This window comes from Fontibacillus phaseoli, from assembly GCF_003337355.1.
GTDB classification, from domain to species: domain Bacteria; phylum Bacillota; class Bacilli; order Paenibacillales; family Paenibacillaceae; genus Fontibacillus; species Fontibacillus phaseoli.
Genome location: NZ_QPJW01000001.1, coordinates 849,404 through 873,346, shown reverse-complemented (window position 1 = coordinate 873,346; position 23,943 = coordinate 849,404). Strand labels below are relative to the sequence as shown.

Sequence of the window (23,943 nt, the reverse complement as noted above, 5' to 3'; positions counted from 1 at the left end):
GGATGCACCTCCAACCCTTTGTTAAGAGATCCTATATTCTTTTCCCTTCGCTACATAGCTTTCCGCCGTCACTTTCATCCGCAGCAGATCCTCTTCGGTCAGTTCGCGAACGACTCTGGCCGGTGAACCCAAGGAAAGAGTATAGGGTGGAATTTTCTTATTTTCCGTAACGAGAGAACCTGCTCCTACTAAAGCATATTCACCGATCTCGGCGCCGTTTAAGACGATCGCCCCCATGCCGATTAATGTGCCTTGGCCTATCGTGCAGCCATGAATGATGGCACCATGGCCTACCGAAACATCATGACTCACGATTAGCGGCTGACCCGTATTAACATGCCCGATCACTCCATCCTGGATGTTGCTGCGATCCCCGATGACAATCCCTGCCAAGTCTCCGCGAAGTACGGCATTGTACCAGATACTCGAATCAGGACCAACTTTGACATCGCCGATTAGCTTGGCTCCGTCCGCAACAAACACCGAATTATTGAGCACAGGCAACTTACCTTGGTATCCAAGCAACATGCTAACCACTCTCCCATGGTTTTTGAACTGCTACCTTAATTGGGAGTGATTTTAACAATCCTGGCGTCGGTTGTCAACGTCCTCCAACCGGATTTTTCAAACCTTGAGCAGCTTATGTACTGCGGACTTTCCAAACGGAGTCGTCTGCACGTACCTTTCTCCCTGACCGTCTTCTCCGAGCCGCACCATTCCCAAATGAAGCATCATTACTAAAATGCGTTCTTCAAATATGGATTCGGGCGAATCGTAGAAAAAGGGCTTGATCAGGGACGACATCCTGGTATACAGGGAAGATGTCGTTACCCACTCTCTGGAGCAGCGTTCTATCCAATACATCAAAGAGAGTAAGTTAGGGATTGGCCCTTTATAAAGTCTTAACCAAAAGCTGACGAAATGCATCATCGGCTCGCGCCTTTCTTCTTCCAAAAAAAATTCACCCGCCGCCGTCAAGCATAACCGATCCACATCTTCGCGAATCCACTTGCCATGGCTGGCATAGTCGTACAATAGAGCTAAACGGTTGGGATAGTCCTTAAAGCGACGGCCATAACCAAAGCGCCAGCCTTTTCCGACAAGCGGTTCGGAAATGTGCAGCTTCTCCAAAATCTGCAACTGATTCCGGCGATACATCACTCCTTCGTTGTTCAGAGGAATCTCATGCTCCTGCACATAGCGCAGGAACAAGATCAGGTCCTCAGACAGCAGATCCGGTTCTTCCCGGTACATGGCCGGCTCCCCTCCGGCGATAACAACTTCCGCTTTGAAGCGATGCTCCATGGCCTCCCGGAAACGCCGCTTCAAATCTTCGGGCACTTCAAACAAATAACGTGTGTTGTGGGTCATTCCCTGAAACAGCCACCCCCGTTGTCTAAACCTGGAGATGACGTCTCTCGGGCTTTCCCGTTCTCTGGCGTCTTCCGTAAAACGCGACTGCTGGGCACAAGCGATTAATTCTTCCAAACTGAATTGGCGGCGTCCGTCGAAGATCAGTCCGTTTAGAAACCGCAAATCTTCCAAACTCATTCCCTCCACATGGCGTTCAACAAACTCTCTTCTCCCGATCGTCTGCAGGATGGATTGAATCAATTCATGTTTGGAATTCCCGTTGCATTCGCATTGGTAGTGGTTTGCTATTCTGCTGAGCTGTCCGATGTCGGCAAAAGTAAGCATATCCGCCAGATTCATATCATACCGCCTCGCCGTTTTACTACCATTATGGGATTTTTTTCAATATTTATTCGGGCACAAAAAAAAGCAACCCGGCTGCATGCCGGATTACTCGGGAAAAATCACTTGGTTTCTTCGATCATCTCTTCCAAGTGACGGGTACAATTGTAAAGCCGTAGTCCCCATTCCATCTCTGATTTTTCAAGAATGGTCAGCGACAAATTACCGATCCGTTGAGTGCATTGATCCTGGTACAGGGCAGTAAACAACTGGGCCAGCAATCCGCCGTGAGTTACGACCAGCACGTTGCTGTCTCCATACTTTTCTCCCAGTTCCTCAAGAAAAGCAAGCGCCCGCTTACGAATATCCTCGTCCTTTTCCTGGCCGAGCTCAAGCAAATTCCAGTCCTGGCCCCATTTACTTTCTCTTTCGAGCGCCGTCATGCCTTCCACTTGTCCGAAGGCTCTCTCCTTGATTCGGTGATCCGGATCCAGAAGAGGGATGTCCAGTTCATCCGCGATGATTTTCCCTGTCTCCTCTGCACGCATCAGACCGCTAGTAACGACAAAATCCCATTTATGTTCCCGATCTCCTTGCAGCCGCGAAGCAAGCAGGCGGGCTTGTCTGCGGCCTTCCTCATTTAACGGAATATCGCTTTGCCCTTGGATCCTCCCCACCGCGTTCCAGTCGGTCAATCCATGACGTATTAAACCTACCAGCATACTTCCCCCTCCTAAACTTGATGTCGATTTCTTGGAATTCCATTATAACATGTTTAAAATAAATAAACGCCCCTCCGCTGGAAAGCGGGGGAGCGATTGGATTCGGCAGTAGCAAAAAAAGATTATCTCCGATAACGCCTGATTCCTTTCCAGGAGATCAAAGCGAGAGCCATCCCGGCCATCGACAGAAGCATCCAATATTGGGGATATGCTGGTCCTAACTGAACGACGAACGGCTCCACGATTCCGCGCGAGACGGTCGGCAGCGCAAAAACAAAATCTTGGGACATTTCGTTAGTATCCGCAGCGGCCATCGCTGCAGGCACAATCCCAGTCGTCGGTTTGTAAGCTTGATCCTCTTTCATCGAACCGCCTACAACAAATAACAGCGTGCTGCACACGAAAACGGCCAAAAAACAGGCGGCCCAGATCGATACGCGACGGCGAATCCGTCTGGAGTAACCTTTGTCCCGGATATCCGGCGCCAACCATGGCGATTCCGCATAAATTCGATCCATGACTTTGCGGTTGACGGCTTCAGCCTGCTCCTCGCTTACATCGATCGGCAGTGCTTGAACCGCGTCCAGACTTTCATTCCAAATATGGTATTCAGCCGCGCAGGACTCGCAGCCCAAAATATGCCATTCCAGCATTCTGCGCTGTGGATGATGCTCCGGAAGATCCGGGAGCAATCCGAACAATTCTTGGGCCTCTCTACAATTCATCTGCTTTTCATCCCCTCGTAATGCTCGTAAATCGGTTCATAAAAGTAGGGTTCAAGCTGACTTTTAACGCTACTCCGCGCCCGGAACAGCAGCGACTTCACTGCGCTGACGCTCTGTCCGAGTATGCTGGCAATTTCCTGATAATCCAGTTGGTCATATTCACGCAAAATAAGAGCGGACCTCTGCTTTTCCGGCAAATTGTTAATCGCTTCTCGGACTTTACCGACTTTCTCGCTGCGCAAGACAGCTTGCTCAGGGACAGCATCGCTAGGGGCGACCGGCACAAATCCGCTTTCTTCCAACGGGACGTTGGCACTGCGTTGCTTACGGAGTTCACTGAGCACGGTGTTCCTTGCGATGGTGTACAACCAGGTGGAGAAAGACGCGTCCACTTCGCGGAATGAATCCAAACTGCGGAATGCTTTATAGAACGTTTCCGAGCATATATCTTCTGCGAGCAGCTCCAGATGAGCGCTCTTCAGCATGTGGTATACAAAGGCCAATATTTTGCGCTGGTATCTTCGCATCAGCTCCGAGTACAGCTCCGTATTGCCTTCTTTAATCTCACGAATCATTTGGGAATCCGTCATCTGAGTGCGATCCTCCTCGCCCATCCAAGCGCTTCCCCGTTCGATTCTTTTATCATTATTACCGAACAGGATTCAAAAAGTTGCGGTGCCTATGTAACAAAATTAAAAAATAAGATTAAAATATTGCTTTAAACCTATCCAAAAAGCCCTAGTTACAACAACCATTCCATATTATAGCATGAAAGTAGGAATTAAAAAATAACAGTGTTCTCATTTTCAAATTTTTGACTTGTTTGGAGGTCCATGCTTTTCACTACCCATCAAAAAGGAAAGATGAATCTTAAATTTTTGAAAAATATTCCTGACACAACGCCTTGCTTTTCCATTTTTAAGCTCTGATATATGATAAGGTGGAGAACTTACCGAAAAGGAAGATGAGAAATGGAAATCAGAAGAGTCCGGGAAAATGAACTGAATCAAGCCGTTGCTTTGGCTAATACGGTATTTTGCGGCGATAATCAAAAAGATATGGGGTTTTTTTTCCCCACCTTGTTTCAGGCCGGAATAAGCCATTCCTACGGGGCATTTGACGGCGAAGGCCGCCTTGTTTCTTTTATGGGCCTGGTCCCGCTTGTAATCTCTTCCGGCTCAGCCCGGCTGATCGCTTTTTCGGTCGGTGCCGTTTGCACCGAGCCCCAATTCCGCGGATTAGGTCTCGCCGGGGAGTTGCTCAAACAGTGTCGGGAACACGCCCGACGCGCCGGCGCCTCCCTGCTGTTCATTTCGGGCGACCGTTCGCTATATACCCGAGCGGGCAGCTTGGCATTCGGACAGGCGGCCAAATATCAAATCGGGCCGCAAGCGCTTGCCGGATCAGGCACAAAGTTACATAGCCGAGATATGATCGCGGAAGATATTTTTGCTCTGCATGCCTTGCTGTCGCAAAAAACTGCCTTTATCGAATGGAGCGTACAAGAGCTACAACAATTTGTGGGTTCGGGGCCGTTCGCCGGCGTTTCCGGCCAGGAGCAGCATATCAAGATCGCCGAATCTTCGGAGGGGGGCATCGCCGCTGCTGCAGTGTTTATGGTCCCTGCTTCCTCGGAAGAGGGTTCTCACCGCAGCGGCCAGATGCTGGAGTGGGCCGGAGAACCGGAGGCGGTAATGAGTTTGATCGCCGATGTTATTTCCGGTTATCATCTTGATGACCTTATGGCCGTTTTGCCTTGGCAGGATACCGCGGTTTCCGGCATTTTACAAGCGGCCGGAATTCAGCCGGAAACCCAAAACAATGCCGGAACCGTACTGATTGCCGATACCGCAGCCCTGATTCGCCAAGCGAGGCTGAATGGCGAAGAAACGGACAAGCCGACCATTTCATGTTTGGCGGAGGAACGGTTTGAGCTGCGTACTGCCGAGGGCACCTTCCCGATCAACGGTAGCGCCGAACTGTGTTCGCTGCTCTTTGATCCGTACAGCCCTGTGTGCCGGAACGCAATGAAAGAGCGGATAGCACTTCCGCTCCCGTATATGTACGGCCTGTATTTTATCTGACCTCCGCATCCTTCAAAGCATTCAACCCCAGGACGAGCGCCCCTTTCAGTCCGGCGTTCTCTCCGAGTCCGGGCGGGACAATGTAATGTGCTATGTCGTCACCCAACTCCGGTGCACTGACATAGCCCTGAAGGTTCCGCTTCACTTCGGTATGAATCAGCGGAAACAACTGTTTTTGTCCCATGACCCCGCCGCCCAAAATCACTTTTTTCGGGGAAAGCGTCAACACGGTCGCGGTAACGGCCTGGCCGATATAATAAGCTTCCAGCGCCCAGGCCGGATGACCGTCCGTCAGCTCTTTGCCCGGTACTCCCCACCGCCTCTCCAGCGCCGGTCCCGCAGTCATTCCCTCCAGACAGTCCTGATGATAAGGACAGTTTCCTTGATAAGAATCCTCCGGATGACGCCGTACCGGGATATGTCCTCCTTCGGGATGGACCAGCCCGTGAATCGCTTTTCCTTCCGCCACAATGCCTATTCCGCCCCCGGTTCCGATCGTGTAATAAACACAGCTGTCCAGACCTTTTGCCGCTCCCAATGCAGCCGCGTTTACATCCGTATCCCAGCCGTAAGGCACATCAAACTCGCGCTTCATGGAAGAGCATGATGTCTCTTATTTTATAATACGGCGGATTTCCCGCCATCGATATTTAGCGAAGTGCCGGTAATATAAGAAGCCGCTTCTGAAACCAGAAAAACGATGGCATTCGCAGCCTCCTGCGCCTCTCCGATCCGCCCCAGCGGAATTCCGTGCCCCGGATCGCGCGCGAACTCCTCCCAGGTCAGGTCGGGAGCCGCGGATTTCCATTTCCGCTCGATTTGGTCGCTGTGGATCAGTCCGATACAAACCGCATTAACCCGGATGCCGTCCCCGGCTAAATCCTTGCTCATCGCTTTGGTCAAAGCGAGGCCGGCAGCACGGCTTACAGAAGTCGGCAGGGTCGACGCTCCCGGCGTTTTGCCGCCGATCGCCGTCACGTTCACGATCGCCCCTCCCCCTTCCGCCTCGCGCAAGTATGGCAACGCAGCGCGGGAGAAATGAACCGCGCCGAACAGCTTTAAATCAAGGTCAGCCGTCCAGATGTCAGGTTCCACTTCCGGAAATGGATGGGCCGCCGACGTTCCGGCATTGTTAATGAGAATATCCAGGCCGCCTAGCCGCTCAGCCGCCAACCAGACTGCCCGCTCCGCCTCTTCCCGGACTGAAACGTCTGCGGAAATCCAAATCGGAGCCGCGCCCGTTTTTTCCTGAATCCGCTTCGCCGCCTGCTTCAAATTCTCCTCATCCCGGGCGACAATGGCCACTTGCACTCCTTCGGAAGCGAGCGTAAGCGCCGTCGCCAATCCGATCCCCTTGCTTCCGCCTGTGACAACCGCCTTTTTATGCTGCAAGCCCAAATCCATACGTTCAACCTCCCGCCGTAAATTTCATCTCCAATCTATTGTAAACCATTCCGTAGGGACATTCTAATTTAGTGGTGGAGAAACTGAGAGGTGTGGTTATTTGGGCTTTGGGCTTGTTCACTTTTGTACCGCACTTCTACATTTCTATACTTCTACATATCTGCATCTCTGCATTTCCACTCACTCACATTCAAATATAGAACACAAGGCGCAAGCTTCAAAATTGCCGAAATCTCCCTGTGTGGCGTGGAAACGAACAGGGAGCCTTGGATTATGAATCCAAGGCTCCTCTTAGAAATTGCTAATAACTCCTGCAAATTGTTAAATTTGTGCCTCTGCGGCCAGTTTCCAGCGGCAGGTCATCGTTAGCTTCACGCCGTTAAGCTCGGCTGTCAGCGTCCCCCCCATTTTGATCATCAGGCTTTTGGCAATGGAGAGGCCGAGTCCGGATGCTTGAGCGGATCGGTTGCGGTCTGCGGTGTAGAACCGGTCAAACAGGAGACTAACATCGCTTCCGGCTAATTCCTCCGCATCGTTTACAATCGTGAGGGAGGCCGTCTCCCTTTGCCGCTTGAATATGATTTCCACCTGCCCTGTCGCATGTTTCACCGTATTGACTAACAAATTTTCAACAACTCTCCGTACAGCCGATTCGTCGGCGTATACAAAGATATTACCGTCAGGCAGCCGTATATCCGGTATGATATCGCGTTCGCTGAAGGAATCGTAGAATCCTACCAGAATGTCAGAGAGCAGAGACGTCATCCCCAGCTTTTCGGTTGTAAGTGGATAATCCAACGATTCGATCACGGAAAGCTCGAAAAAATCGTTCAATAGCGCCTGCAGTCGTTTCGTCCGATTTTTAACGATAGCGACGTATTCAAGCTTTTCCTCAGGCGTAATGGACTCCGACTCCAACAGTTGAATATACCCAAAGATGGAGGTTAACGGGGTTCGAATATCATGGGAGATGTTCGCAACCGCCTGCCGAAATTCATTTTCAATGACTTTTCGGTAGGCTCCCGCTTCGAGCAATAAATGGGATTGTCGATTGATTTGCCCAGCAAGCGCCTCGAGCTTCGCGTCGAACAGGGCCACGTCGATTTTTTTACCGGTTGCCTGCTCGTTATAGCCTTGTAATTGCCCCGTCATCCGCCCTAATTCCCGCCTTATCATCCATAGACGGACAAGCAGGAGAACTGCCGTTGCAACCGAAATGATCGTCAGGATAAGCAGCATTCTCCCGCCCCTTCCATCTGTTATTTAATTTCTTTTCTGCGGAACACAAGAATACCAAGCATCCCGACTACGACAAACGTCAACAACGGCACGAGCAGGAGCGCCGGTAAATCTCCGCTGTCGATACTAGGCTTCCCGATATCGCCTACCAGTTTGAAAATAGAATAGTCGTACAAAGTAGCGAAGAAGGATATCTTTGAACCTACTGCAGCTAATGCCATATCGATCATAAGGAAGAAAATCATCGAGAAGCCAATCGTTTTGCCGCTGTCGGTAAAAATTACAGTGAACAGTGCCCCGATAGCAGCGTAACCCGCCGTGTACAATAGAGTCAGTCCGAGCACTCGAGATAGGAATAACACGCTGCTCCCCTCTGGCAGTTGACCAAACCCCGAAAGCAGCGAGACTTCGACCGTACTGACGATTGGAAAGACGAGTGAAATCGCCATCGCTCCGACCGCGAATACGATCAGCTTTGCCGCGAACAGTCGTCCTCTGGTGTTGCCCGATGAAGCGATCGTCTTCATGACACCTGTGGAATACTCGTTGGAGATGAAGAACCCGGCCAGAACCGCTACGCCGAATTTAATTACATAGGCATTGCTGGAAATAAAAGTTAACAAAAATTGTGCACCCGTGAACTGAGGCTCTCCACTGGAACGATGATCAAAATAATACAACATAGGGTACACGAGTGAGAGAACGGAAATCGCGAACAGCAATGTCCAAAACGATCTGTTCTTACGGAGTTTAAAAAACTCGACCCTGATCAGATTATACATGAGAATTACCCCCGATCCGCTTCGTGAAGTAAGTCTCCAAATCTTCGCCCATGGGCATAAACTTCTCGATTTCCAGGCCCGCGGAGAAAAGCAACGACGATAATTTGCCCGGCTGCTCAATGCAGCTGTACAGCTTGATGGCCCCATCCTGCATCACTTCGAAATCGGCCGTGCCCAGTTCGTTCTGAATGACGGCCGTTGCCATATCGGGATTATCCACCTTGATAAACACGTACTGCTGACACTTGTCATTCAATTCCCGGGCGGTGAGTTGTTCCAGCAACACGCCGCGATGGATAATACCGTAATGGCTTGCCATCAAATGCAACTCGCTTAGAATATGACTTGAGATCATTATGGTAATGCCCAGCTCGCGGTTTAGCCGCTTGAGCAGTTCGCGCATTTCGATGACGCCCATCGGATCCAACCCGTTGGTTGGCTCGTCCAGGATCAGGAACTCCGGATCCCCCAGTAAAGCAATCGCAAGACCTAGCCGCTGCTTCATCCCAAGCGAGAAATTTTTTGCTTTCTTCTTGCCGGCCTCCTGCAGTCCAACCTGCTCCAGCATCCTTGGAACGCAATCTCTGCCGGGGATACCGCGCAGAATCCGGTTCGCTTCCAGATTCTCACTGGCGGTCATATGGGGAAACAAGGCAGGGCTCTCAATCATCGAGCCGATCCGCTTACGAGCCTGGATCAAAGCCCATTCATCGCTCGCGCCGAACAGTTCAATCATTCCTTCCGTCGGAAAAGCAAGTCCCGTCACCATGCGAATCAACGTTGATTTTCCGGCTCCGTTTTGCCCAATAAAGCCATAAATGGAGCCTTTGCGAATAGACAAATTGACTTTGTCCAGCGCTGTATGGCCCTTGAATTTTTTGGATATCTGATTTGTCTTTAATACATATTCTTGCATCGTCTTCTTGGCCTCCTTTTCTTGATAGACCAAGTATAGAAGCTATTACATAAGAAGAGCTTAAGCCAAATCTTAAGAATGTCTTAAGGCTTGAGCCGATAGCCCATGCCCCATACCGTCTCGATAAATTCACTTCCGGGAGCGGCCTTAGCCAGCTTGCTGCGCAAATTACTCATATGGACGTTGACCGTGTTATCGTCTCCGTAGAATGGTTCGTCCCAAACCCTTTCATACAAATTGGATTTCGTGAACACCTTCTTCGGGGCCGACAAAAGTAACGAAAGAATCTCAAACTCTCGTGCCGTGAGCGACAGCTCCGCCCCGTCTGCAGTAACCGACAGGGTATCTTGATCAAGCACAAGCCCCTTGTGCCGAAGCACGTTAGGCAAAGCCGGTTGTGTGATTCGAGCATACAAACGCAGATGGGTATCAATGCGCGCAGATACTTCCTCGACGTCGAAAGGTTTCGTAATAAAATCATCCGCTCCTCCGCGTAAGGCGGACACCTTGGTTTGGGGCTCACCTTTGGCCGAAATAATAATAACCGGCATGTCGTCCCTTCCGTCGATCCGCTGGAGCAATTCCTCCCCCGTCATGCCAGGCAGCATTAGGTCCAGCAGCAACATGCTCCATTGACGCTGCTCCAGATAAAGGAGCGCCTCCGTTCCGGAATAGGCGGGCTGGGGATTATAACCGCTTTTCTTAATAATGCTGCACAGCAATCGGTTGATGTCGCCGTCATCTTCAGCAACTAAAATATGTATCGGGTCGTTCATTGAATCTCCTTTAAATGCCTGAATTTTATGCCGTTATTTGGATGCTCTCTATTATGTATGATAGCAGGTTTTGACCACTATTTCGAGATGAGTCCCCCGAAGAAACGAAAAGGCCTCAAAACGCAAAAAAAAACCGCTTCGTAAGAAGCGGTCTTTGCTCACTACCGAGCAAAAGATATTGGATAGGAGTGGAGAGAAACCATACTGTACTTTTATTATATGTATACGTTTTCATTCTGTCAACACTTTTTTATAAGCGTTTTCATTTCGCCGAATACGGGGCTTTTCAGCCCCCGCGAATTTAAACGTAAACGGAATAGCCAAGCGAGTGCAAATGCTCTTTTGCCCGTTCCATATCGGTTTCCTGCCGGAACGATAGGCGGAGGACGCCGGGAACATCCTCCCGGCTTTCGATGATTTGCATATTGCTCAAGTTGATGTGGCGAACGCCGAGCTCCGTGGCGATCTGTCCGATGATTCCCGGCGTATCGGGGACATCAATATACAGATCAAACAAGGAAGTGATCGCTCCCTTCCTCCGTTCCGGCAGCTCGCCGCGGAACAGATTGGCTTTTTCGAAGGCTTGCTTGATGCCTTCGCCATCTTGTCCTTCAAGCAAACCGATAAAGTTGCCGATCTCGGCATTCCAGTCCCGGAGCAACGACAGGAGCACTTCCCGGTTGCTAAGGAGAATATCTCTCCAAATCAGCGGGTCGCTGGAAGCGATGCGGGTAATGTCGCGGAACCCGCCGGCGGCCAGCGTCCGGTAAAGCTCATTGTTGTCATTGTAATCGCACACCTGATTTACCAGCGCCACCGCGATAATATGCGGCAAATGACTGATGGCCCCAACGATTTGATCGTGCATGACCGGATCGATACGGACGATTTGGGCCCGCGTATAAGCTAACAACTTTTCCAACCGGGAATATGCATCTTCGGGCACGTCCGGGGACGGCGTCAGCACGTAATAGGCATTTTCGAACAGCAACGTGGAAGCGGCGTCCACGCCCGAGCGTTCGGACCCGGCCATCGGATGGCCGCCGATAAAATGTACGCCCGGAAGCGAAAAGCTTCTGGCCCGTGCCGCAACCGAAGCCTTGGTGCTTCCGACATCCGTAATGATGCAGCCCGGCTTCAATGGCATGGCATAAAGTTCTTCCAGATATTCTTCCAGATTCCCGACCGGCACGCACAAAAAAATAAAGTCGGCGTCTAGCGCCGCCTCCTCCATGGAGAGCGTCGCGGCATCCACAACCCCGCGTTCAATCATCCGGCTCAAGGAACCGGGGCGTGGGCTGTGGCCGATCACCGTAATGCCCGGCTTACCCTTAAGGCATAAAGCGAGCGAGCCGCCGATCAGCCCCACCCCGAAAATTGCAACTTTAGTCGTCATTTTTTTTCACTCGATTTCTGATTATTAAAGTAATGGTTCTATACTCGAGCACCCTGCTCGGATAACACGTTCTCCAGTGCGGCGATAAACTTGGCGTTCTGATCGGTCGAACCGACGGTGACCCGAATATGATTACGGTATTTCGGAAAACCGGCTCTGACGATGACGCCCAGCTTGAGTAGCGATTGGAATATCTCCACAGCCGGCGTCTTTACATCGACCATAATAAAATTTCCGTGTGCCGGAAAATAAGGCAGTTGCAAGCGGTCGAACTGTTCATTCAAATAGAGAATGCCATCGCGGTTTTTGGCCCGGCAGTCGGCTACAAACCCGTGATCTATTATCGAAGCCTTGGCTGCGGCCTGAGCGATTCGCGACGTATTAAACGGCTCGCGGACCTGGTTGATCAGTTTGATCACGCCCGGCTGCCCGATTCCGTAACCGATTCGGAGAGATGCAAGTCCGTATATCTTTGAAAATGTCCGTAATACAATCAGGTTAGGATACTTGGACAACAACTTGATCCCGTCCGAATATTCCGGATCGGTGACATATTCCGCATAAGCTTCATCCAGAACGACCAAAACATGGTCCGGTACCTGGTCCAGAAAGGACTTCAGTTCACAGTCGGAAACGATCGTTCCCGTCGGGTTGTTCGGATTACAAACCCAAACGACTTTCGTTTTTGCGCCGATCTTGCCCAGCATGGCATCCAAATCATGGGTGCCGTCCAGGAGCGGAACCTCGATGCTTACCGCACCTTCGATATCGGCATTGCTCTTGTATACGGAGAAGGTTGCATCCGCCATCACAGTTTCATCTCCGGGCAAAAAGAACGCCCGGGCGATCAATGCGATAATTTCGTCGGAGCCGCAGCCGAATATAATCTGATCCCGGTTGACCCCATGGTGACCCGCAAGCACTTCGGTCAACTCCGCGGCGCTGCCGTCCGGATACAGGCTGATATTAGCCAACTCCGATTCAATGGCCGCGCGTACGCGAGGGGAACAACCATACGGGTTCTCATTGGAAGCGAGCTTGATGACTTCCTGTAGTCCAAGTTCGCGCTTCACTTCTTCTATCGGTTTTCCCGGCTGATACACAGGAAGATTCACGATATGGGGTTTAGGTAACATATCTATTTCCTCCTCGGTCCATGCCAATCGGCTCAAGCCGGATCGGCTAATTTTTTATCTTTAATTGTGCCACAAAGTCACGAATTTGCAACAATCCCTGTTCCTTAGTTTCTTTCATTCCTAGCAACGGCAAACTCTCTTCGATTTTTCGCACGATCGCGCTGCCGACGACGACGCCGTCGCAAATCTTCGAGAACCGTTCGGCTTGTTCCCTACTGGAGATGCCGAAGCCTACGGCGACGGGCAGATCGGTCTGTGACTTCACCGAAAGAATGAACTCATCCACATGTTGGTGAAAAGCGCTCCGCTCTCCGGTTACTCCCAGGGATGAAACGCAGTAGACGAATCCTCTCGCCCGGGACAGGATCATCGAGATGCGGCTGCTGGACGTAGGAGCTACTAGCGGGACAAGCATAATGTTGGCTCGGTCGGCCTGCTTCAATACCTCTTCCGACTCTTCATAAGGCAAGTCCGGAATTATGACCCCGCTGACGCCGGCGTCCTGCAAAAGCCCGAAGAACCGCTCAAGCCCGGTTTGCAGCACCGGATTGTAATAGGTGAACAACACGAACGGCATCTTTACGCCTCGTTCTCTAGCTTGCCGCGCCGTATCAATACAGGTTTCAACGGAGATTTGGGTAACCAGGGCCCGCTCCGAAGCCCGTTGAATGACCGGACCGTCGGCCAACGGATCGGAATAAGGCACGCCCAGCTCAAGAATATCGGCTCCGGCCCGCTCCAGTTCCACGATAATATCGAGCGTTGTCTCCAGATCAGGGTCACCGACGGTAATAAAAGGGATCAGCGCCGTTTGCCCTTCGGACCAAAGATTCGCAAACGTCTGCTCTATCAAGTTCACGGCTGCTCCGTTCATAGCTCGACGCCCCCTTCCGTATAAGCCATTATCGACTCCACGTCCTTATCGCCGCGGCCGGAAAGACATATCACGATCAATTCGTCTTTACTCATTTCCGGCGCCAGCTTGAGGGTCTGGGCGACGGCATGCGCGGATTCCAGGGCCGGGATAATCCCTTCCTGGCGGCAAAGCAATTGCAAGGCATCCAAGGCTTCTCGGTCGGTAATCGGATAGTACTTGGCTCGTTGAATGTCTTTCAAGTAGGAGTGCTCCGGCCCGATTCCCGGGTAATCCAGACCTGCCGAAATCGAATGGGCCGGCAGAACCTGTCCGAAAGCGTCCTGAAGCAAATAGCTCATCGAACCTTGGAACACGCCTTTGGTTCCCTTGGTCATAGTCGCTGCGTGGAATTCCGTTTCCACGCCTCTGCCGGCGGCTTCCACGCCGACTAACTGCACGGAAGTATCCTCCACGAACGGATAAAACATACCGATGGCGTTGCTGCCCCCGCCTACGGCGGCGATCAACATATCCGGCAGTCGGCCTTCCGCCTCCAAAATTTGCCGTCGGGTTTCATCGCCGATAATTCGCTGGAAATTGCGGACCATCATCGGATACGGATGAGGGCCCGTCGCGGAGCCGAGGATGTAGAACGTGTCATGCACATTGCTGACCCAATAACGAAGTGCCTCGTTACAAGCATCCTTCAACGTGCGGGTGCCCGACAGCACAGGCACTACCTCCGCGCCGAGCAGCTTCATCCGGAATACGTTGAGCTGCTGCCGCTTCGTATCTTCTTCACCCATGAATACCTTGCATTCCAAGCCGAGTAAGGCGGCAACCGTGGCTGTGGCCACGCCATGCTGGCCCGCTCCGGTCTCGGCGATAACCTTCTGTTTACCCATCCGCTTGGCTAATATCCCCTGGCCAATGGCGTTGTTGATTTTATGAGCTCCTGTATGATTCAGGTCCTCGCGCTTGAGATAAATCTTAGCGCCTCCCAGATATTCGGTTAACCGTTCCGCATAATAAAGCGGCGTTTCCCGTCCGGAATACTGCTTCAGCAAATAATCGATCTCCGCCTGAAATTCAGGATCATCCTGAAATTGGCGGTACGAAGACTCCAGTTCCAACAAAGCGTTCATCAGCGTTTCCGGGACATAGCGGCCTCCGAAAGGACCAAAGCGGCCCTGTTCGTCCGGTACCTGTTTCTTTTGCGTCATGCTCCCCTTCACCCTCTCCACAAATGCTGCGATCTTACTCAGATCTTTGATTCCGTCACTCTCTACGCCGCTGGATACGTCGACACCGTCCGGGGACATCACCGAGATCAATTGTTCCACATTGCCCGGATGAAGTCCGCCGGCAGCGAAAAACGGAATTCCGCGTTGCTTGGCCCAGCGCTGATAGGGTGCCGCCTGATTCCAGGCGAACGCTACACCGGAGCCTCCGCCATAATGCGGATCATAAGTATCGAGCAGCAGCCCGTCAATCACACCGTCATATGTCTCAAAAGCCAGGTCCCCGTGCAAGTTTCCATCTCGTTGTACGGAAAAGGCTTTAAATATTTTCACTCCATACTTTTCCTTGACTTGCCGGCAAAATTCCGGGCTTTCAACACCGTGCAATTGGACAATATCCAACGGTGTGACGGACAGAATATCACCAAGCTCTTCCAGCGAAGGATTCACGAACACACCGACGCTTTCCGGGATTACTCCGCTTTGCCATGTTTTCAGGACAGCACCCAATTCTGCCGCCTGCGACCTGTTGACCTGTCGCTTGCTTCTGGCAAAAACAAATCCGATATAATCAATCGGCAAGTTTATCATAGATTTTAGCACTTCAACGCTTTGAAGTCCACAAATTTTTAACGCCGTTTCACCCATGATTAGACAGGCTCCCCTCGGGATTTGACTTCAGGAAACCGCGGTTTACCGACCCCATCAGCTCATGAATCCCCTCATCCACATGCTCATTCCGCATAAACGTCTCGCCGATCAGCACGCCTCTGGCTTTTGACGCCAGTAAATAATCAATGTCTTCCCTCGTCTGAATTCCGCTTTCGCTAATCAGAGTAATATCAGGAGGCACGAGTTCAGCCAGTAAGGCGGTCGTCTCCAGCGAAGTCTCGAACGTGCGCAAATTCCGGTTATTGATGCCGATTAATTTAGCATCTCCGAGAGCCAGCGCCCGCTCCAGTTCCTCCCGGTCGTGCACCTCCAGGAGCACATCCAGGCCAATCTCGGTGGCCACGTCTAAATAGTCCCTCAGCTGCGCATCGCTCAAAATCGCGGCGATGAGCAATACGGCGTCTGCACCGATGAGCCGCGCCTCGTAAATTTGCCGCTCGTCGATAATAAAATCCTTGCGGAGCAACGGGACATTCACCGCCGCGGAAATCGCCGTCAAATAAGCCGCGCTGCCCTGAAAGTAATGTTCGTCCGTCAATACGGAGATGCAGTCCGTTCCCGCTTCCGCATACTTTTCAGCAATCCGCACCGGATGAAAATCACGCCGGATCAGGCCTTTGGACGGCGACGCCTTCTTCACTTCGGCTATCAATCCCAGTTCGCGTTTGCGGCGCACCGTCAATGCCTGATGAAATCCGCGGGTCGGCGCCATCGCCAAAATTTCCCGCTCCGCGTCGGCCAGCGAGAAGCTTTGAGCCAACCGCGCGACTTCTTGTTTTTTCGTCTCTACGATTTTATCAAGATACATAACTAAGTTCCCCCGTTGTTTGAATAAGCTGTTCCAGTTTGGCATGCGCCTTGCCGGAGTCAATGGATTCCGCTGCAATGACCACTCCTTCGCGGATGCTGTCCGCAAGGCCAGAGACATAAATGCAAGCTCCCGCATTGGCCAATACCACATCGCGATAGGCTCCTTGTTCCCCTTGAAGCACGCGCCGGATAATGTGAGCATTCATGGCCGGATCGCCGCCCATCATTTCTCTGAGCGAATAGCTTTGCAGCCCCAATTGTTCCGGTGTCAGTTCATAAGTTAACACTTCGCCGTTTTTTAGTTCGGACACCCGGGTAGGCGATGAGATGCTGATCTCATCCAGCCCTTCCGCGCTATTTACGACCAGTGCCCGTTTGGAACCCAGTTCGCGGAGTACCCGGGCAACCGTTTCCGTCTTGCTTCCGTCGTAAATGCCAAGTACCTGGCGATCCGCACCAGCCGGATTTGTAAGCGGGCCAAGCATGTTAAACACCGTTCTGACGCCGAGCTCTTTCCGGGGAGCTGCTGCATGGCGCATAGAAGGGTGATACAACTGCGCAAACAGAAAGCAGATGCCGATGTCGTCAAGGCAGCGTTTGGCTTGTTCGGCGCTCAGTTGGATGTTCACGCCAAGCGATTCCAACACATCGGCACTACCCGCCCGGCCCGATGCTGACCGGTTCCCGTGTTTCGCCACCCGCACCGAAACCGAGGCGGCTACAATCGCCGATGTCGTTGAGATGTTAAACTTATGAATGCCCGATCCGCCCGTGCCGCACGTATCCAGCAATTGCTGCGTTTCCGTAGTCAGCCGGCTGCCATGTAACCGCATCGCTTCAGCAAATCCGGTAATTTCATCCACAGTTTCCCCTTTAATCCGCAGCGCCGTCAACAATCCGCCGATCTGGGCCGGCGTCGATTCGCCGCCCATGATCGCCTCCATTATGCTGCGAGCTTCCTGCCGATTCAAGTCATGTCCTTCAATCAACCGTCCGATTCCGCTTTGTACCGTTTCTTGTCCGTTCATCGCCCTTCTCCTTTCCTTTATCCTCTCGGGGTATATTCGTATAAATAATCCTGATTAATCAAACCTTCGCTTTTCGGTTGGGGCGGAAACATCATCTCTGCCGTCCGGATCGCGGTCAGCAGCGCTTTCGCTTTATTGACCGATTCCTGATACTCATTCTCCGGGATGGAATCCCACACAATGCCTCCGCCGGCCTGAACGTAGGCTTTGCCGTGTTTGAACACGATTGTCCGGATCGTAATGCAGGAGTCCATGTTGCCGGAAAAGCCCAAATATCCGATCGCACCGGCATAAGTGCCGCGCGCTTCATTCTCGAGTTCCGCGATGATCTCCATCGCCCGCAGTTTAGGTGCACCGGATACGGTGCCGGCAGGCAAGCAGGACAGAAATGCGTCAAAGAAATCCTTGTCGGCCGACAGCTTGCCGGATACTTTCGAGACCATGTGCATCACGTGCGAGTAGCGCTCGATTTCCATGTAAGAGTCGCATTTTACACTGCCGAATTCCGATACCCGCCCTAGATCGTTCCGTCCCAGATCCACCAGCATGAGATGCTCCGCCCGCTCCTTCTCGTCCTTTAGCAATTCTACTTCCAGCGCAAGGTCTTCCTCTACCGACGCCCCCCGGGGCCGCGTACCGGCAATCGGCCGGGTCTCGACCCGGTTACCCTCTACTTTCACCAGCGCTTCGGGGGAGGTGCCGACGATAATTTCATCGTCCATTTTGAGATAGTACATATAAGGCGAAGGATTCATCGTCCGGAGAACCCGATATACATGCAGCGGGTCCACCTCGGTTTCGATATGAAAACGCTGGGACAGCACCACCTGAAAAATGTCCCCGGCGCGGATATACTCTTTTCCTTTTTCCACGTTGGCAATAAACTGTTCCTTACTCAAATTCGACTCGATCTTGCCGAGCTCCACGTTCCCCGGAAGCGGTCTGCGGTTAAAGCTCTCTCCGGGCCCTTCCTGCTGCAGCAAATCTGCCGCTTCATCCAGCTTCCGCTCCGCCTGGGCGTAAGCCCTGCGGATATCCTCGTCCCGGTCTCCATCCTTGATGTGCACGTTAGCTACCAGCAAAATCCGCTGTTTGATATGGTCGAACACAATGACCTGGTCGCAGAACATAAACTGCATATCCTGCATGCCCAAATCGTCTACGCGGTGGGAAGGCAGCTTTTCGTAATATTGCAGCAAATCATATCCGAAAAAGCCGATTGCCCCGCCGGTAAATGGCGGCATTTCCAGCAGTTCGGGGCTGCGATAACTCCGCAGGACCGCCTTCAAGTCATCGACGGGCCTTGCCGACTTCACCGCTTCCCTTACGCCCTGGCGTTCCATGACAACTTCGCCCTTTTTGGCCGTCATCATCAGAAACGGATCCGTGCCGATGAAAGAGTATCGCGCCCATTGGATACCTCCCTCCACGCTTTCCAGCAAAAATGCCCGGTCCCGCTGGGCAATCCGGCGAAAGATGCGTATCGGAGTTTCCAGATCGGCGAGCAGCGTCCGGACAATGGGAATCAGATTGTAGTCCTTGGCCATCGCGATCACCTGTTCAACTTGCGGGGTTGTCATAATAGCTCACTTCCTTTTTCGGGTTATCTATTGAACGATCTTGCTTCACGTCTATAACAACAAAAAAACCTCCACCGAAGTAGAGGTTTGCTTTATTTGCAAGAAGTTAATTTGACGATGTCCTGTTACCGGTAGCCCAAAGCAATACAACATCAGGAATCGCGCCATACCATGTCACGACGGTTAGTGAGGCATATTCATGCTCTACCCCCTACCCATTATCCTGATCGAATGCTCCCTACCGCTAATGCCGGCTTAAAAAATCCCGCCAGTCCATCTCTCGGCTCAACTCTGCTCATCTCAGCTATACTCAACTCGGCTCTAAACTCACTAGGGCAACCGACTCCAACCGACACTCTTGCCGATCTCGAAAATCACTTGCCTAAAATCTTAAAAATAATATACCTTATGACATGCCGCTTTGGCAACTCCCGATTTCAATCCCCAGTCTTCTAGGAGCCCGAGATGCTTAAATCCGGACGCAAAACCTGGGCTTCGTTAAGATAAACATGCTTCATTTCACGCTGCCCCTTATTCGTATTGACTTGAATGAGCAGGCGAATGCATTTCGGAAGCCCGCCCTTCACGGGGATTTCCGTAGAGCACATTAGCGGAACCATGTCCCAACCGCTCAGGACCCGAATCGCGCGAGCCGGAAAAGTCGCATCCAGATCAGGCGTGACGGTAATCCATACGCTGCAGATGTCTTCAGGTTCGATTTCATTCCGTTCGACGACTTGCTTCAAAAGCGCGGCCGTAGCTTCAAGAATTTCGACTTCTTCATTGCGGGCTACCGTTGTGGCACCCCGGATTCCCCGGTTATACATGCTGCTCCTCCTCTTTCAGATCTCTGATGGCCCGGCGAACTTCTTCTACCGTCACATCGGAAACAATCTCCACTTTGCCGATGCTAAGCGGCAGAATAAAGACAAGTTTTTGTTCCTTGAATTTCTTATCATGCATCATCGCACCGATGATTTGCTCTTCATCCAAATGTTTCGGCATCACAGTCGGAAGCCCGAAGCCCGAGAGCAGTGCAACGGTTTCCTCATACAAGGAGCGGTCCGCGCCACGGTTGACGGCAATCAGGGCAGCGGCGGCCATTCCGATCGAGATCGCTTCGCCGTGCAAAAATTCGCCGTAGCCGCCAATCGCCTCCAGCGCATGGCCCAGCGTATGGCCCAAATTCAATATTGCCCGCAAGCCCAGCTCTCTTTCATCATCCGAAACGACCTGGGCTTTGATCGAGCATCCCTTAGTAAGGCCGTAGACTAACGTATCCGCATCCAAAGCCAGCAGCTTGGAGGTATGATCGCGGCACCAATCGGCAAATTCCGCATCCCATATCAGCCCGTGTTTGACCATTTCCGCCAAGCCCGCGCGGACTTCCCGCTCGGGAAGACTTTGCAAAGTCTCCACGTCATACAGAACCATCTCCGGCTGATGGAAGGCGCCGATCATATTTTTTGCAAGATGATGGTTGACGGCAACCTTTCCTCCAACGCTGCTGTCATGAGCCAAAATGGTTGTGGGCATCTGCACGAAGGTAACGCCGCGCATATATGACGCAGCTACAAATCCCGCCAAATCGCCAACGACGCCTCCGCCGAGAGCCACGACGACCGAACGGCGGTCCAGCCCGCCCTCGATCGCCGTCGTCATCACGGCTTCAAATACGCCCAGCGATTTTGATTTTTCCCCGGCTTTAACAACCTTGCTGACCGTCCGGTACCCGCTGTTCTCCAGTGACTCCTCCACCTGTTTCAAATATAACGGAGCCACATGATCGTCGGTAACGATGAGGACAGGACTCTTCTTGCTCAGTTGATGATCTTCAAAATAACTTCCGGCTTTAGCCAACAGACCGCCGCCGATATAAATCGGGTACGAACGTTCTCCCAAATCCACTTGCAGCGTCCGCATCAGTAATTCTCCAGTTGAGCCAAGTAACTTTGTACGTTACGTTCGATTTCTTCCATCGAATCGCCTCCGAACTTCTCCAGGAACGCCTTGGCGACTTCCCAAGCCACGACATGCTCCAGAACCACGCTGGCTGCCGGCACCGCACAGGCGTCGGAACGCTCAACCTGGGCCGTAAACGGTTCTTTGGTATCGATATCCACGCTTTGCAGCGGCTTATATAATGTAGGGATCGGCTTCATGACGCCGCGGACCACGATCGGCATCCCGTTCGTCATCCCGCCTTCGAATCCGCCGAGACGGTTGCTGGCGCGATGGTATCCTTTTTCCTCACTGTACAAAATCTCGTCATGCACCTGGGAACCGGGCCGTTTCCCGGCTTCAAAACCGATTCCGATCTCCACGCCTTTAAACGCATTGATCGACATCACAGCCTGGGCGATGCGTCCGTCAAGCTTGCGGTCGTATTGCACATGGCTTCCAAGTCCGACAGGCACGCCTTCCACGATGCATTCCACGATGCCTCCGATGGAATCGCCTTCTTCCTTGATCCGGTCAATATAGGCTTCCATCTTCTTTTCCGTTTCGGGATCCACGACGCGGACAGAGGATTCTTCCGTGATTCGTGCCAATTCATCGAGTGGCAAATGATGGGGCGGCGCCTCGATTTCCCCGATGCGGATCACCTGCCCGGCAATTTTGATACCGAATTTCTCCAGCAGCTGTTTGGCAACTGCGCCAACGGCAACCCGAACCGCGGTTTCCCGCGCGCTGGAACGTTCCAGCACATTGCGCAGATCCTTCAAATTGTACTTAAGTCCGCCGTTCAAATCGGCATGTCCGGGACGCGGACGGTGAACGCGGCGTTTCTCCTCATCCGTTCCTTCGATCGGTTCGATGTTCATAATGTTGCGCCAGTGCGTCCAGTCGTTGTTCGCTACCACAAGAGCTACCGGCGCACCGGTCGTATATCCATGACGAACGCCGCCGACGATATTCGCCGTGTCCTTCTCGATCTGCATCCGCCGGCCTCTTCCGTATCCTTTCTGGCGGCGGGCCAGTTCGAAATTCAGCGTTTCAAAATCAAGCTGCAAATTACTTGGTAATCCTTCAATAATGGCTGTAAGCTGGGGACCATGCGTTTCCCCCGCGGTTAAATAACGTAATGTCATGATGCGTTCCCCCTTTAAACTGTTAAACTGTAAAGAGCTAAAATCCGATAATTCTTTTGCTCATTATAGTATACGACTAACCTTTTGACAAGAAAGCCTTACCGCCGTGACATCGCAAAATAAAAGCTTACCTTCTACCTCATTTTCAAAAAAAACGCGCTGCTCCTTCAGTCTTGTGACAGAAGAAACCGCGCGTGCGATTGCAGTTATCGAGGTAAAATAATCATCATTTTCGAGCAGCCCTATGAATTGGTGGTGGCTGCTGGTTGTCCATCAGAGGGTCCCGCTGATGATGCTTCCGCCGAAGTCGGCTCCAGCAAATCTACGATGTGTGTTTTCTCCACACCAAGAACCTGGGCGCATTCCTGTAACGTAAGGAACCCGCGCCGGTAAGCATCGATCACCTTTCTCTTATCCATAGCTGAGCTTACCTCCCTAACTCTGTTGTCCATCATTATTGGAAAACAAAGGGAGGATTATACAAAAGGCTATGTTTTTTTGCGATAAAAGAACGTTTCCGCCGGCTCCAGGTCATATTGGGAAGGAGAGAAAATTTGTTCCGTGCTCCCGACAAAGAGAATTCCGCCCGGACGCAGCGCCTTGGCAAATTTGTGATAGAGCGCGTTCTTCGCCTCTTCGGTAAAGTAAATCATCACATTTCGGCAAACGATCAGATCAAAACCCTCTTCAAAGGTGTCCAACAGCAAATTTTGCTTCTTGAACGTCACCGACTTTTTCAATTTTACGTCAAACAAGAGCCGGGCGCCATCCGGAGTAAGGTAACGCTTTGCCACGTCTGAAGGCACATCTTTCAGCGAACGTTCCAGGTACAGGCCCTCGGCCGCCTTGGCTAAAGCTCCTTCGTCGATGTCGGTCGCAAGCAGATATGTATTTTGCAGCAAACCTAGATCCGCCAGTATCATGGATAACGTGTATGGCTCCTCCCCAGTGGAACAGGCCGCACTCCAGACCCGCAGACGCGATTTCCCTGCGGACAGGTCCGGCAACACGATATCCCGCAGCACTTCCCAACGGTTCGGGTTGCGCCAAAATTCGGATACATTAATCGTCATTTTATCAAGAAATTCATAAAATAGCGTCTTGTTAAGCATCATCGCATTATAAAAAGCATCAAAAGTCGAAAAACCGTTTTTGTTGCGAAGGGTAGTCAAACGGCGTTTCATTTGAGCTTCCTTGTACTGGGCCAAGTCGATCCCCGTACTCTTTTTTATACTTTTGATGAACCCCGCATAATCGGGATCCGAAGCATTCCCTCCGGTCAGGGAGGCCTCATCACCGGCTCGAATCATATCCATGGGGAAATACTCTTCGAGTAATCGGCAAGTTCATGGAGATCAAAGAAATTGGCAATTTCCCGCTCCGCACTCTCCGGCCCGTCGGAACCATGAATCAGATTAAACGGCGTGTGAGCCGCAAAGTCTCCGCGAATCGTGCCTGGCAATGCCTCGGTCACTTTGGTTTTTCCGATAACCGTCCGGGAGAGCGTGATCACGTCGTCCCCTTCCCACACCATGGCAAATACAGGTCCGGATGTGATGAAGCTGACCAATTCGTCAAAAAACGGTTTTCCCTCGTGCTCTGCGTAATGTCTCTTGGCCTGGTCCTCGGAAGCCTGCACAAGCTTACCTGCTACGAGCTTGAATCCCTTGTCTTCAAACCGGCTGACGATTCTGCCAATCAATCCGCGCTGTACTCCGTCCGGTTTGACCATTAAAAAAGTACGTTCCATGGTTCTCCTCCCGATTGACAACTTTCATTTTAGTGTAAA

The 23,943-nt window shown here is 51.9% G+C and carries 24 protein-coding genes and 2 pseudogenes; 1 reads left to right on the top strand and 25 read right to left on the bottom strand.

Annotated features, from left to right (window positions below):
• Positions 1-21: 21 nt before the first annotated feature.
• The 5 genes from DFP94_RS04325 to DFP94_RS04305 all read right to left on the bottom strand — a co-directional run bounded on the left by DFP94_RS04325 (position 22) and on the right by DFP94_RS04305 (position 3,732).
• Entirely contained in the window at positions 22-528 is a 507-nt protein-coding gene (locus DFP94_RS04325; RefSeq protein WP_114495181.1) for a gamma carbonic anhydrase family protein, read from the bottom strand.
• Between the two features lie 96 nt (positions 529-624).
• Positions 625-1,713 carry a hypothetical protein gene (locus DFP94_RS04320; RefSeq protein ID WP_114495180.1) on the bottom strand — a complete coding sequence of 363 codons (1,089 nt, stop codon included), beginning with the start codon at positions 1,711-1,713 and terminating at the stop codon, positions 625-627.
• A 104-nt stretch (positions 1,714-1,817) separates the two neighbouring features.
• Positions 1,818-2,417 carry a histidine phosphatase family protein gene (locus tag DFP94_RS04315; RefSeq protein WP_114495179.1) on the bottom strand — a complete coding sequence of 200 codons (600 nt, stop codon included), beginning with the start codon at positions 2,415-2,417 and terminating at the stop codon, positions 1,818-1,820.
• A 122-nt stretch (positions 2,418-2,539) separates the two neighbouring features.
• Positions 2,540-3,142 carry an anti-sigma factor gene (locus tag DFP94_RS04310; protein ID WP_114495178.1) on the bottom strand — a complete coding sequence of 201 codons (603 nt, stop codon included), beginning with the start codon at positions 3,140-3,142 and terminating at the stop codon, positions 2,540-2,542.
• On the bottom strand, positions 3,139-3,732 hold the full coding sequence (locus tag DFP94_RS04305) for an RNA polymerase sigma factor (protein ID WP_114495177.1): 594 nt from the start codon (positions 3,730-3,732) through the stop codon (positions 3,139-3,141). Before DFP94_RS04305 ends, DFP94_RS04310 begins: the two co-directional genes overlap by 4 nt.
• A 381-nt stretch (positions 3,733-4,113) precedes the next feature.
• On the opposite strand from DFP94_RS04305, the gene DFP94_RS04300 reads away from it, so the two are divergent.
• Positions 4,114-5,226 (top strand): GNAT family N-acetyltransferase, encoded by a 1,113-nt coding sequence (locus DFP94_RS04300; RefSeq protein ID WP_114495176.1) that lies wholly within the window; start codon positions 4,114-4,116, stop codon positions 5,224-5,226.
• Here the strand turns inward: DFP94_RS04300 and DFP94_RS04295 are convergent.
• The 20 genes and pseudogenes from DFP94_RS04295 to ndk form a co-directional block, all read right to left on the bottom strand.
• Positions 5,219-5,824, bottom strand: a pseudogene (locus DFP94_RS04295) (ROK family protein); the annotation flags it as partial. The gene DFP94_RS04300 and the pseudogene DFP94_RS04295 overlap by 8 nt on opposite strands.
• Before the next feature lie 20 nt (positions 5,825-5,844).
• The gene (locus DFP94_RS04290; RefSeq protein WP_114495174.1) at positions 5,845-6,630 is read right to left on the bottom strand and encodes an SDR family NAD(P)-dependent oxidoreductase; all 786 of its coding nucleotides are present in this window, start codon (positions 6,628-6,630) and stop codon (positions 5,845-5,847) included.
• A 321-nt stretch (positions 6,631-6,951) separates the two neighbouring features.
• Entirely contained in the window at positions 6,952-7,869 is a 918-nt protein-coding gene (locus DFP94_RS04285; protein ID WP_245954468.1) for a sensor histidine kinase, read from the bottom strand.
• A 20-nt stretch (positions 7,870-7,889) separates the two neighbouring features.
• Positions 7,890-8,651: an ABC transporter permease gene (locus tag DFP94_RS04280; RefSeq protein WP_114495173.1), complete on the bottom strand. Its 762-nt coding sequence runs from the start codon at positions 8,649-8,651 to the stop codon at positions 7,890-7,892.
• On the bottom strand, positions 8,644-9,567 hold the full coding sequence (locus DFP94_RS04275; protein ID WP_114495172.1) for an ABC transporter ATP-binding protein: 924 nt from the start codon (positions 9,565-9,567) through the stop codon (positions 8,644-8,646). The genes DFP94_RS04280 and DFP94_RS04275 overlap by 8 nt, the downstream gene beginning before the upstream one ends.
• Positions 9,568-9,650: 83 nt before the next feature.
• Entirely contained in the window at positions 9,651-10,343 is a 693-nt protein-coding gene (locus tag DFP94_RS04270) for a response regulator transcription factor (RefSeq protein WP_114495171.1), read from the bottom strand.
• 301 nt (positions 10,344-10,644) lie between these two features.
• On the bottom strand, positions 10,645-11,739 hold the full coding sequence (locus tag DFP94_RS04265; protein ID WP_114495170.1) for a prephenate dehydrogenase: 1,095 nt from the start codon (positions 11,737-11,739) through the stop codon (positions 10,645-10,647).
• Positions 11,740-11,777: 38 nt separating this feature from the next.
• The gene (hisC, locus tag DFP94_RS04260) at positions 11,778-12,875 is read right to left on the bottom strand and encodes a histidinol-phosphate transaminase (RefSeq protein ID WP_114495169.1); all 1,098 of its coding nucleotides are present in this window, start codon (positions 12,873-12,875) and stop codon (positions 11,778-11,780) included.
• Between the two features lie 46 nt (positions 12,876-12,921).
• Positions 12,922-13,749, bottom strand: coding sequence for a tryptophan synthase subunit alpha (gene trpA / locus DFP94_RS04255; RefSeq protein WP_181873019.1), 828 nt, complete (start codon positions 13,747-13,749; stop codon positions 12,922-12,924).
• Entirely contained in the window at positions 13,746-14,954 is a 1,209-nt protein-coding gene (gene trpB / locus DFP94_RS25895) for a tryptophan synthase subunit beta (protein ID WP_245954585.1), read from the bottom strand. The genes trpA and trpB overlap by 4 nt, the downstream gene beginning before the upstream one ends.
• Positions 14,955-14,981: 27 nt before the next feature.
• A pseudogene (locus DFP94_RS25890) lies at positions 14,982-15,620 on the bottom strand (phosphoribosylanthranilate isomerase); the annotation flags it as partial.
• A complete protein-coding gene (gene trpC, locus DFP94_RS04245; protein WP_114495167.1) occupies positions 15,613-16,452 on the bottom strand; it encodes an indole-3-glycerol phosphate synthase TrpC in 840 nt (279 codons plus the stop codon). The pseudogene DFP94_RS25890 and the gene trpC, both read right to left, overlap by 8 nt.
• Positions 16,442-17,482, bottom strand: coding sequence for an anthranilate phosphoribosyltransferase (trpD, locus tag DFP94_RS04240; RefSeq protein WP_114495166.1), 1,041 nt, complete (start codon positions 17,480-17,482; stop codon positions 16,442-16,444). Before trpD ends, trpC begins: the two co-directional genes overlap by 11 nt.
• Before the next feature lie 17 nt (positions 17,483-17,499).
• Positions 17,500-19,062, bottom strand: coding sequence for an anthranilate synthase component I (gene trpE / locus DFP94_RS04235; RefSeq protein ID WP_114495165.1), 1,563 nt, complete (start codon positions 19,060-19,062; stop codon positions 17,500-17,502).
• 452 nt (positions 19,063-19,514) lie between these two features.
• Positions 19,515-19,889 (bottom strand): chorismate mutase, encoded by a 375-nt coding sequence (aroH, locus tag DFP94_RS04230; protein WP_114495164.1) that lies wholly within the window; start codon positions 19,887-19,889, stop codon positions 19,515-19,517.
• The gene (gene aroB / locus DFP94_RS04225) at positions 19,882-20,985 is read right to left on the bottom strand and encodes a 3-dehydroquinate synthase (RefSeq protein WP_114495163.1); all 1,104 of its coding nucleotides are present in this window, start codon (positions 20,983-20,985) and stop codon (positions 19,882-19,884) included. The genes aroH and aroB overlap by 8 nt, the downstream gene beginning before the upstream one ends.
• Positions 20,985-22,154 (bottom strand): chorismate synthase, encoded by a 1,170-nt coding sequence (gene aroC, locus DFP94_RS04220; RefSeq protein WP_114495162.1) that lies wholly within the window; start codon positions 22,152-22,154, stop codon positions 20,985-20,987. Before aroC ends, aroB begins: the two co-directional genes overlap by 1 nt.
• A gap of 242 nt (positions 22,155-22,396) precedes the next feature.
• Positions 22,397-22,573 carry a hypothetical protein gene (locus DFP94_RS25400; protein ID WP_181873018.1) on the bottom strand — a complete coding sequence of 59 codons (177 nt, stop codon included), beginning with the start codon at positions 22,571-22,573 and terminating at the stop codon, positions 22,397-22,399.
• 69 nt (positions 22,574-22,642) lie between these two features.
• On the bottom strand, positions 22,643-23,470 hold the full coding sequence (locus DFP94_RS04215; RefSeq protein WP_245954466.1) for a CheR family methyltransferase: 828 nt from the start codon (positions 23,468-23,470) through the stop codon (positions 22,643-22,645).
• Positions 23,461-23,904 carry a nucleoside-diphosphate kinase gene (ndk, locus tag DFP94_RS04210; RefSeq protein WP_114495161.1) on the bottom strand — a complete coding sequence of 148 codons (444 nt, stop codon included), beginning with the start codon at positions 23,902-23,904 and terminating at the stop codon, positions 23,461-23,463. Before ndk ends, DFP94_RS04215 begins: the two co-directional genes overlap by 10 nt.
• Between the last annotated feature and the right edge of the window lie 39 nt (positions 23,905-23,943).

Coding starts and splice junctions, on each gene's coding strand:
- DFP94_RS04325 (WP_114495181.1), bottom strand. CDS start 528: ATGTTGCTTGGATACCAAGGTAAGTTGCCTGTGCTCAATAATTCGGTG.
- DFP94_RS04320 (WP_114495180.1), bottom strand. CDS start 1,713: ATGAATCTGGCGGATATGCTTACTTTTGCCGACATCGGACAGCTCAGC.
- DFP94_RS04315 (WP_114495179.1), bottom strand. CDS start 2,417: ATGCTGGTAGGTTTAATACGTCATGGATTGACCGACTGGAACGCGGTG.
- DFP94_RS04310 (WP_114495178.1), bottom strand. CDS start 3,142: ATGAATTGTAGAGAGGCCCAAGAATTGTTCGGATTGCTCCCGGATCTT.
- DFP94_RS04305 (WP_114495177.1), bottom strand. CDS start 3,732: ATGACGGATTCCCAAATGATTCGTGAGATTAAAGAAGGCAATACGGAG.
- DFP94_RS04300 (WP_114495176.1), top strand. CDS start 4,114: ATGGAAATCAGAAGAGTCCGGGAAAATGAACTGAATCAAGCCGTTGCT.
- DFP94_RS04290 (WP_114495174.1), bottom strand. CDS start 6,630: ATGGATTTGGGCTTGCAGCATAAAAAGGCGGTTGTCACAGGCGGAAGC.
- DFP94_RS04285 (WP_245954468.1), bottom strand. CDS start 7,869: ATGCTGCTTATCCTGACGATCATTTCGGTTGCAACGGCAGTTCTCCTG.
- DFP94_RS04280 (WP_114495173.1), bottom strand. CDS start 8,651: ATGTATAATCTGATCAGGGTCGAGTTTTTTAAACTCCGTAAGAACAGA.
- DFP94_RS04275 (WP_114495172.1), bottom strand. CDS start 9,567: ATGCAAGAATATGTATTAAAGACAAATCAGATATCCAAAAAATTCAAG.
- DFP94_RS04270 (WP_114495171.1), bottom strand. CDS start 10,343: ATGAACGACCCGATACATATTTTAGTTGCTGAAGATGACGGCGACATC.
- DFP94_RS04265 (WP_114495170.1), bottom strand. CDS start 11,739: ATGACGACTAAAGTTGCAATTTTCGGGGTGGGGCTGATCGGCGGCTCG.
- hisC (WP_114495169.1), bottom strand. CDS start 12,875: ATGTTACCTAAACCCCATATCGTGAATCTTCCTGTGTATCAGCCGGGA.
- trpA (WP_181873019.1), bottom strand. CDS start 13,749: ATGAACGGAGCAGCCGTGAACTTGATAGAGCAGACGTTTGCGAATCTT.
- trpB (WP_245954585.1), bottom strand. CDS start 14,954: ATGACGCAAAAGAAACAGGTACCGGACGAACAGGGCCGCTTTGGTCCT.
- trpC (WP_114495167.1), bottom strand. CDS start 16,452: ATGTATCTTGATAAAATCGTAGAGACGAAAAAACAAGAAGTCGCGCGG.
- trpD (WP_114495166.1), bottom strand. CDS start 17,482: ATGAACGGACAAGAAACGGTACAAAGCGGAATCGGACGGTTGATTGAA.
- trpE (WP_114495165.1), bottom strand. CDS start 19,062: ATGACAACCCCGCAAGTTGAACAGGTGATCGCGATGGCCAAGGACTAC.
- aroH (WP_114495164.1), bottom strand. CDS start 19,889: ATGTATAACCGGGGAATCCGGGGTGCCACAACGGTAGCCCGCAATGAA.
- aroB (WP_114495163.1), bottom strand. CDS start 20,985: ATGCGGACGCTGCAAGTGGATTTGGGAGAACGTTCGTACCCGATTTAT.
- aroC (WP_114495162.1), bottom strand. CDS start 22,154: ATGACATTACGTTATTTAACCGCGGGGGAAACGCATGGTCCCCAGCTT.
- DFP94_RS25400 (WP_181873018.1), bottom strand. CDS start 22,573: ATGGATAAGAGAAAGGTGATCGATGCTTACCGGCGCGGGTTCCTTACG.
- DFP94_RS04215 (WP_245954466.1), bottom strand. CDS start 23,470: ATGGATATGATTCGAGCCGGTGATGAGGCCTCCCTGACCGGAGGGAAT.
- ndk (WP_114495161.1), bottom strand. CDS start 23,904: ATGGAACGTACTTTTTTAATGGTCAAACCGGACGGAGTACAGCGCGGA.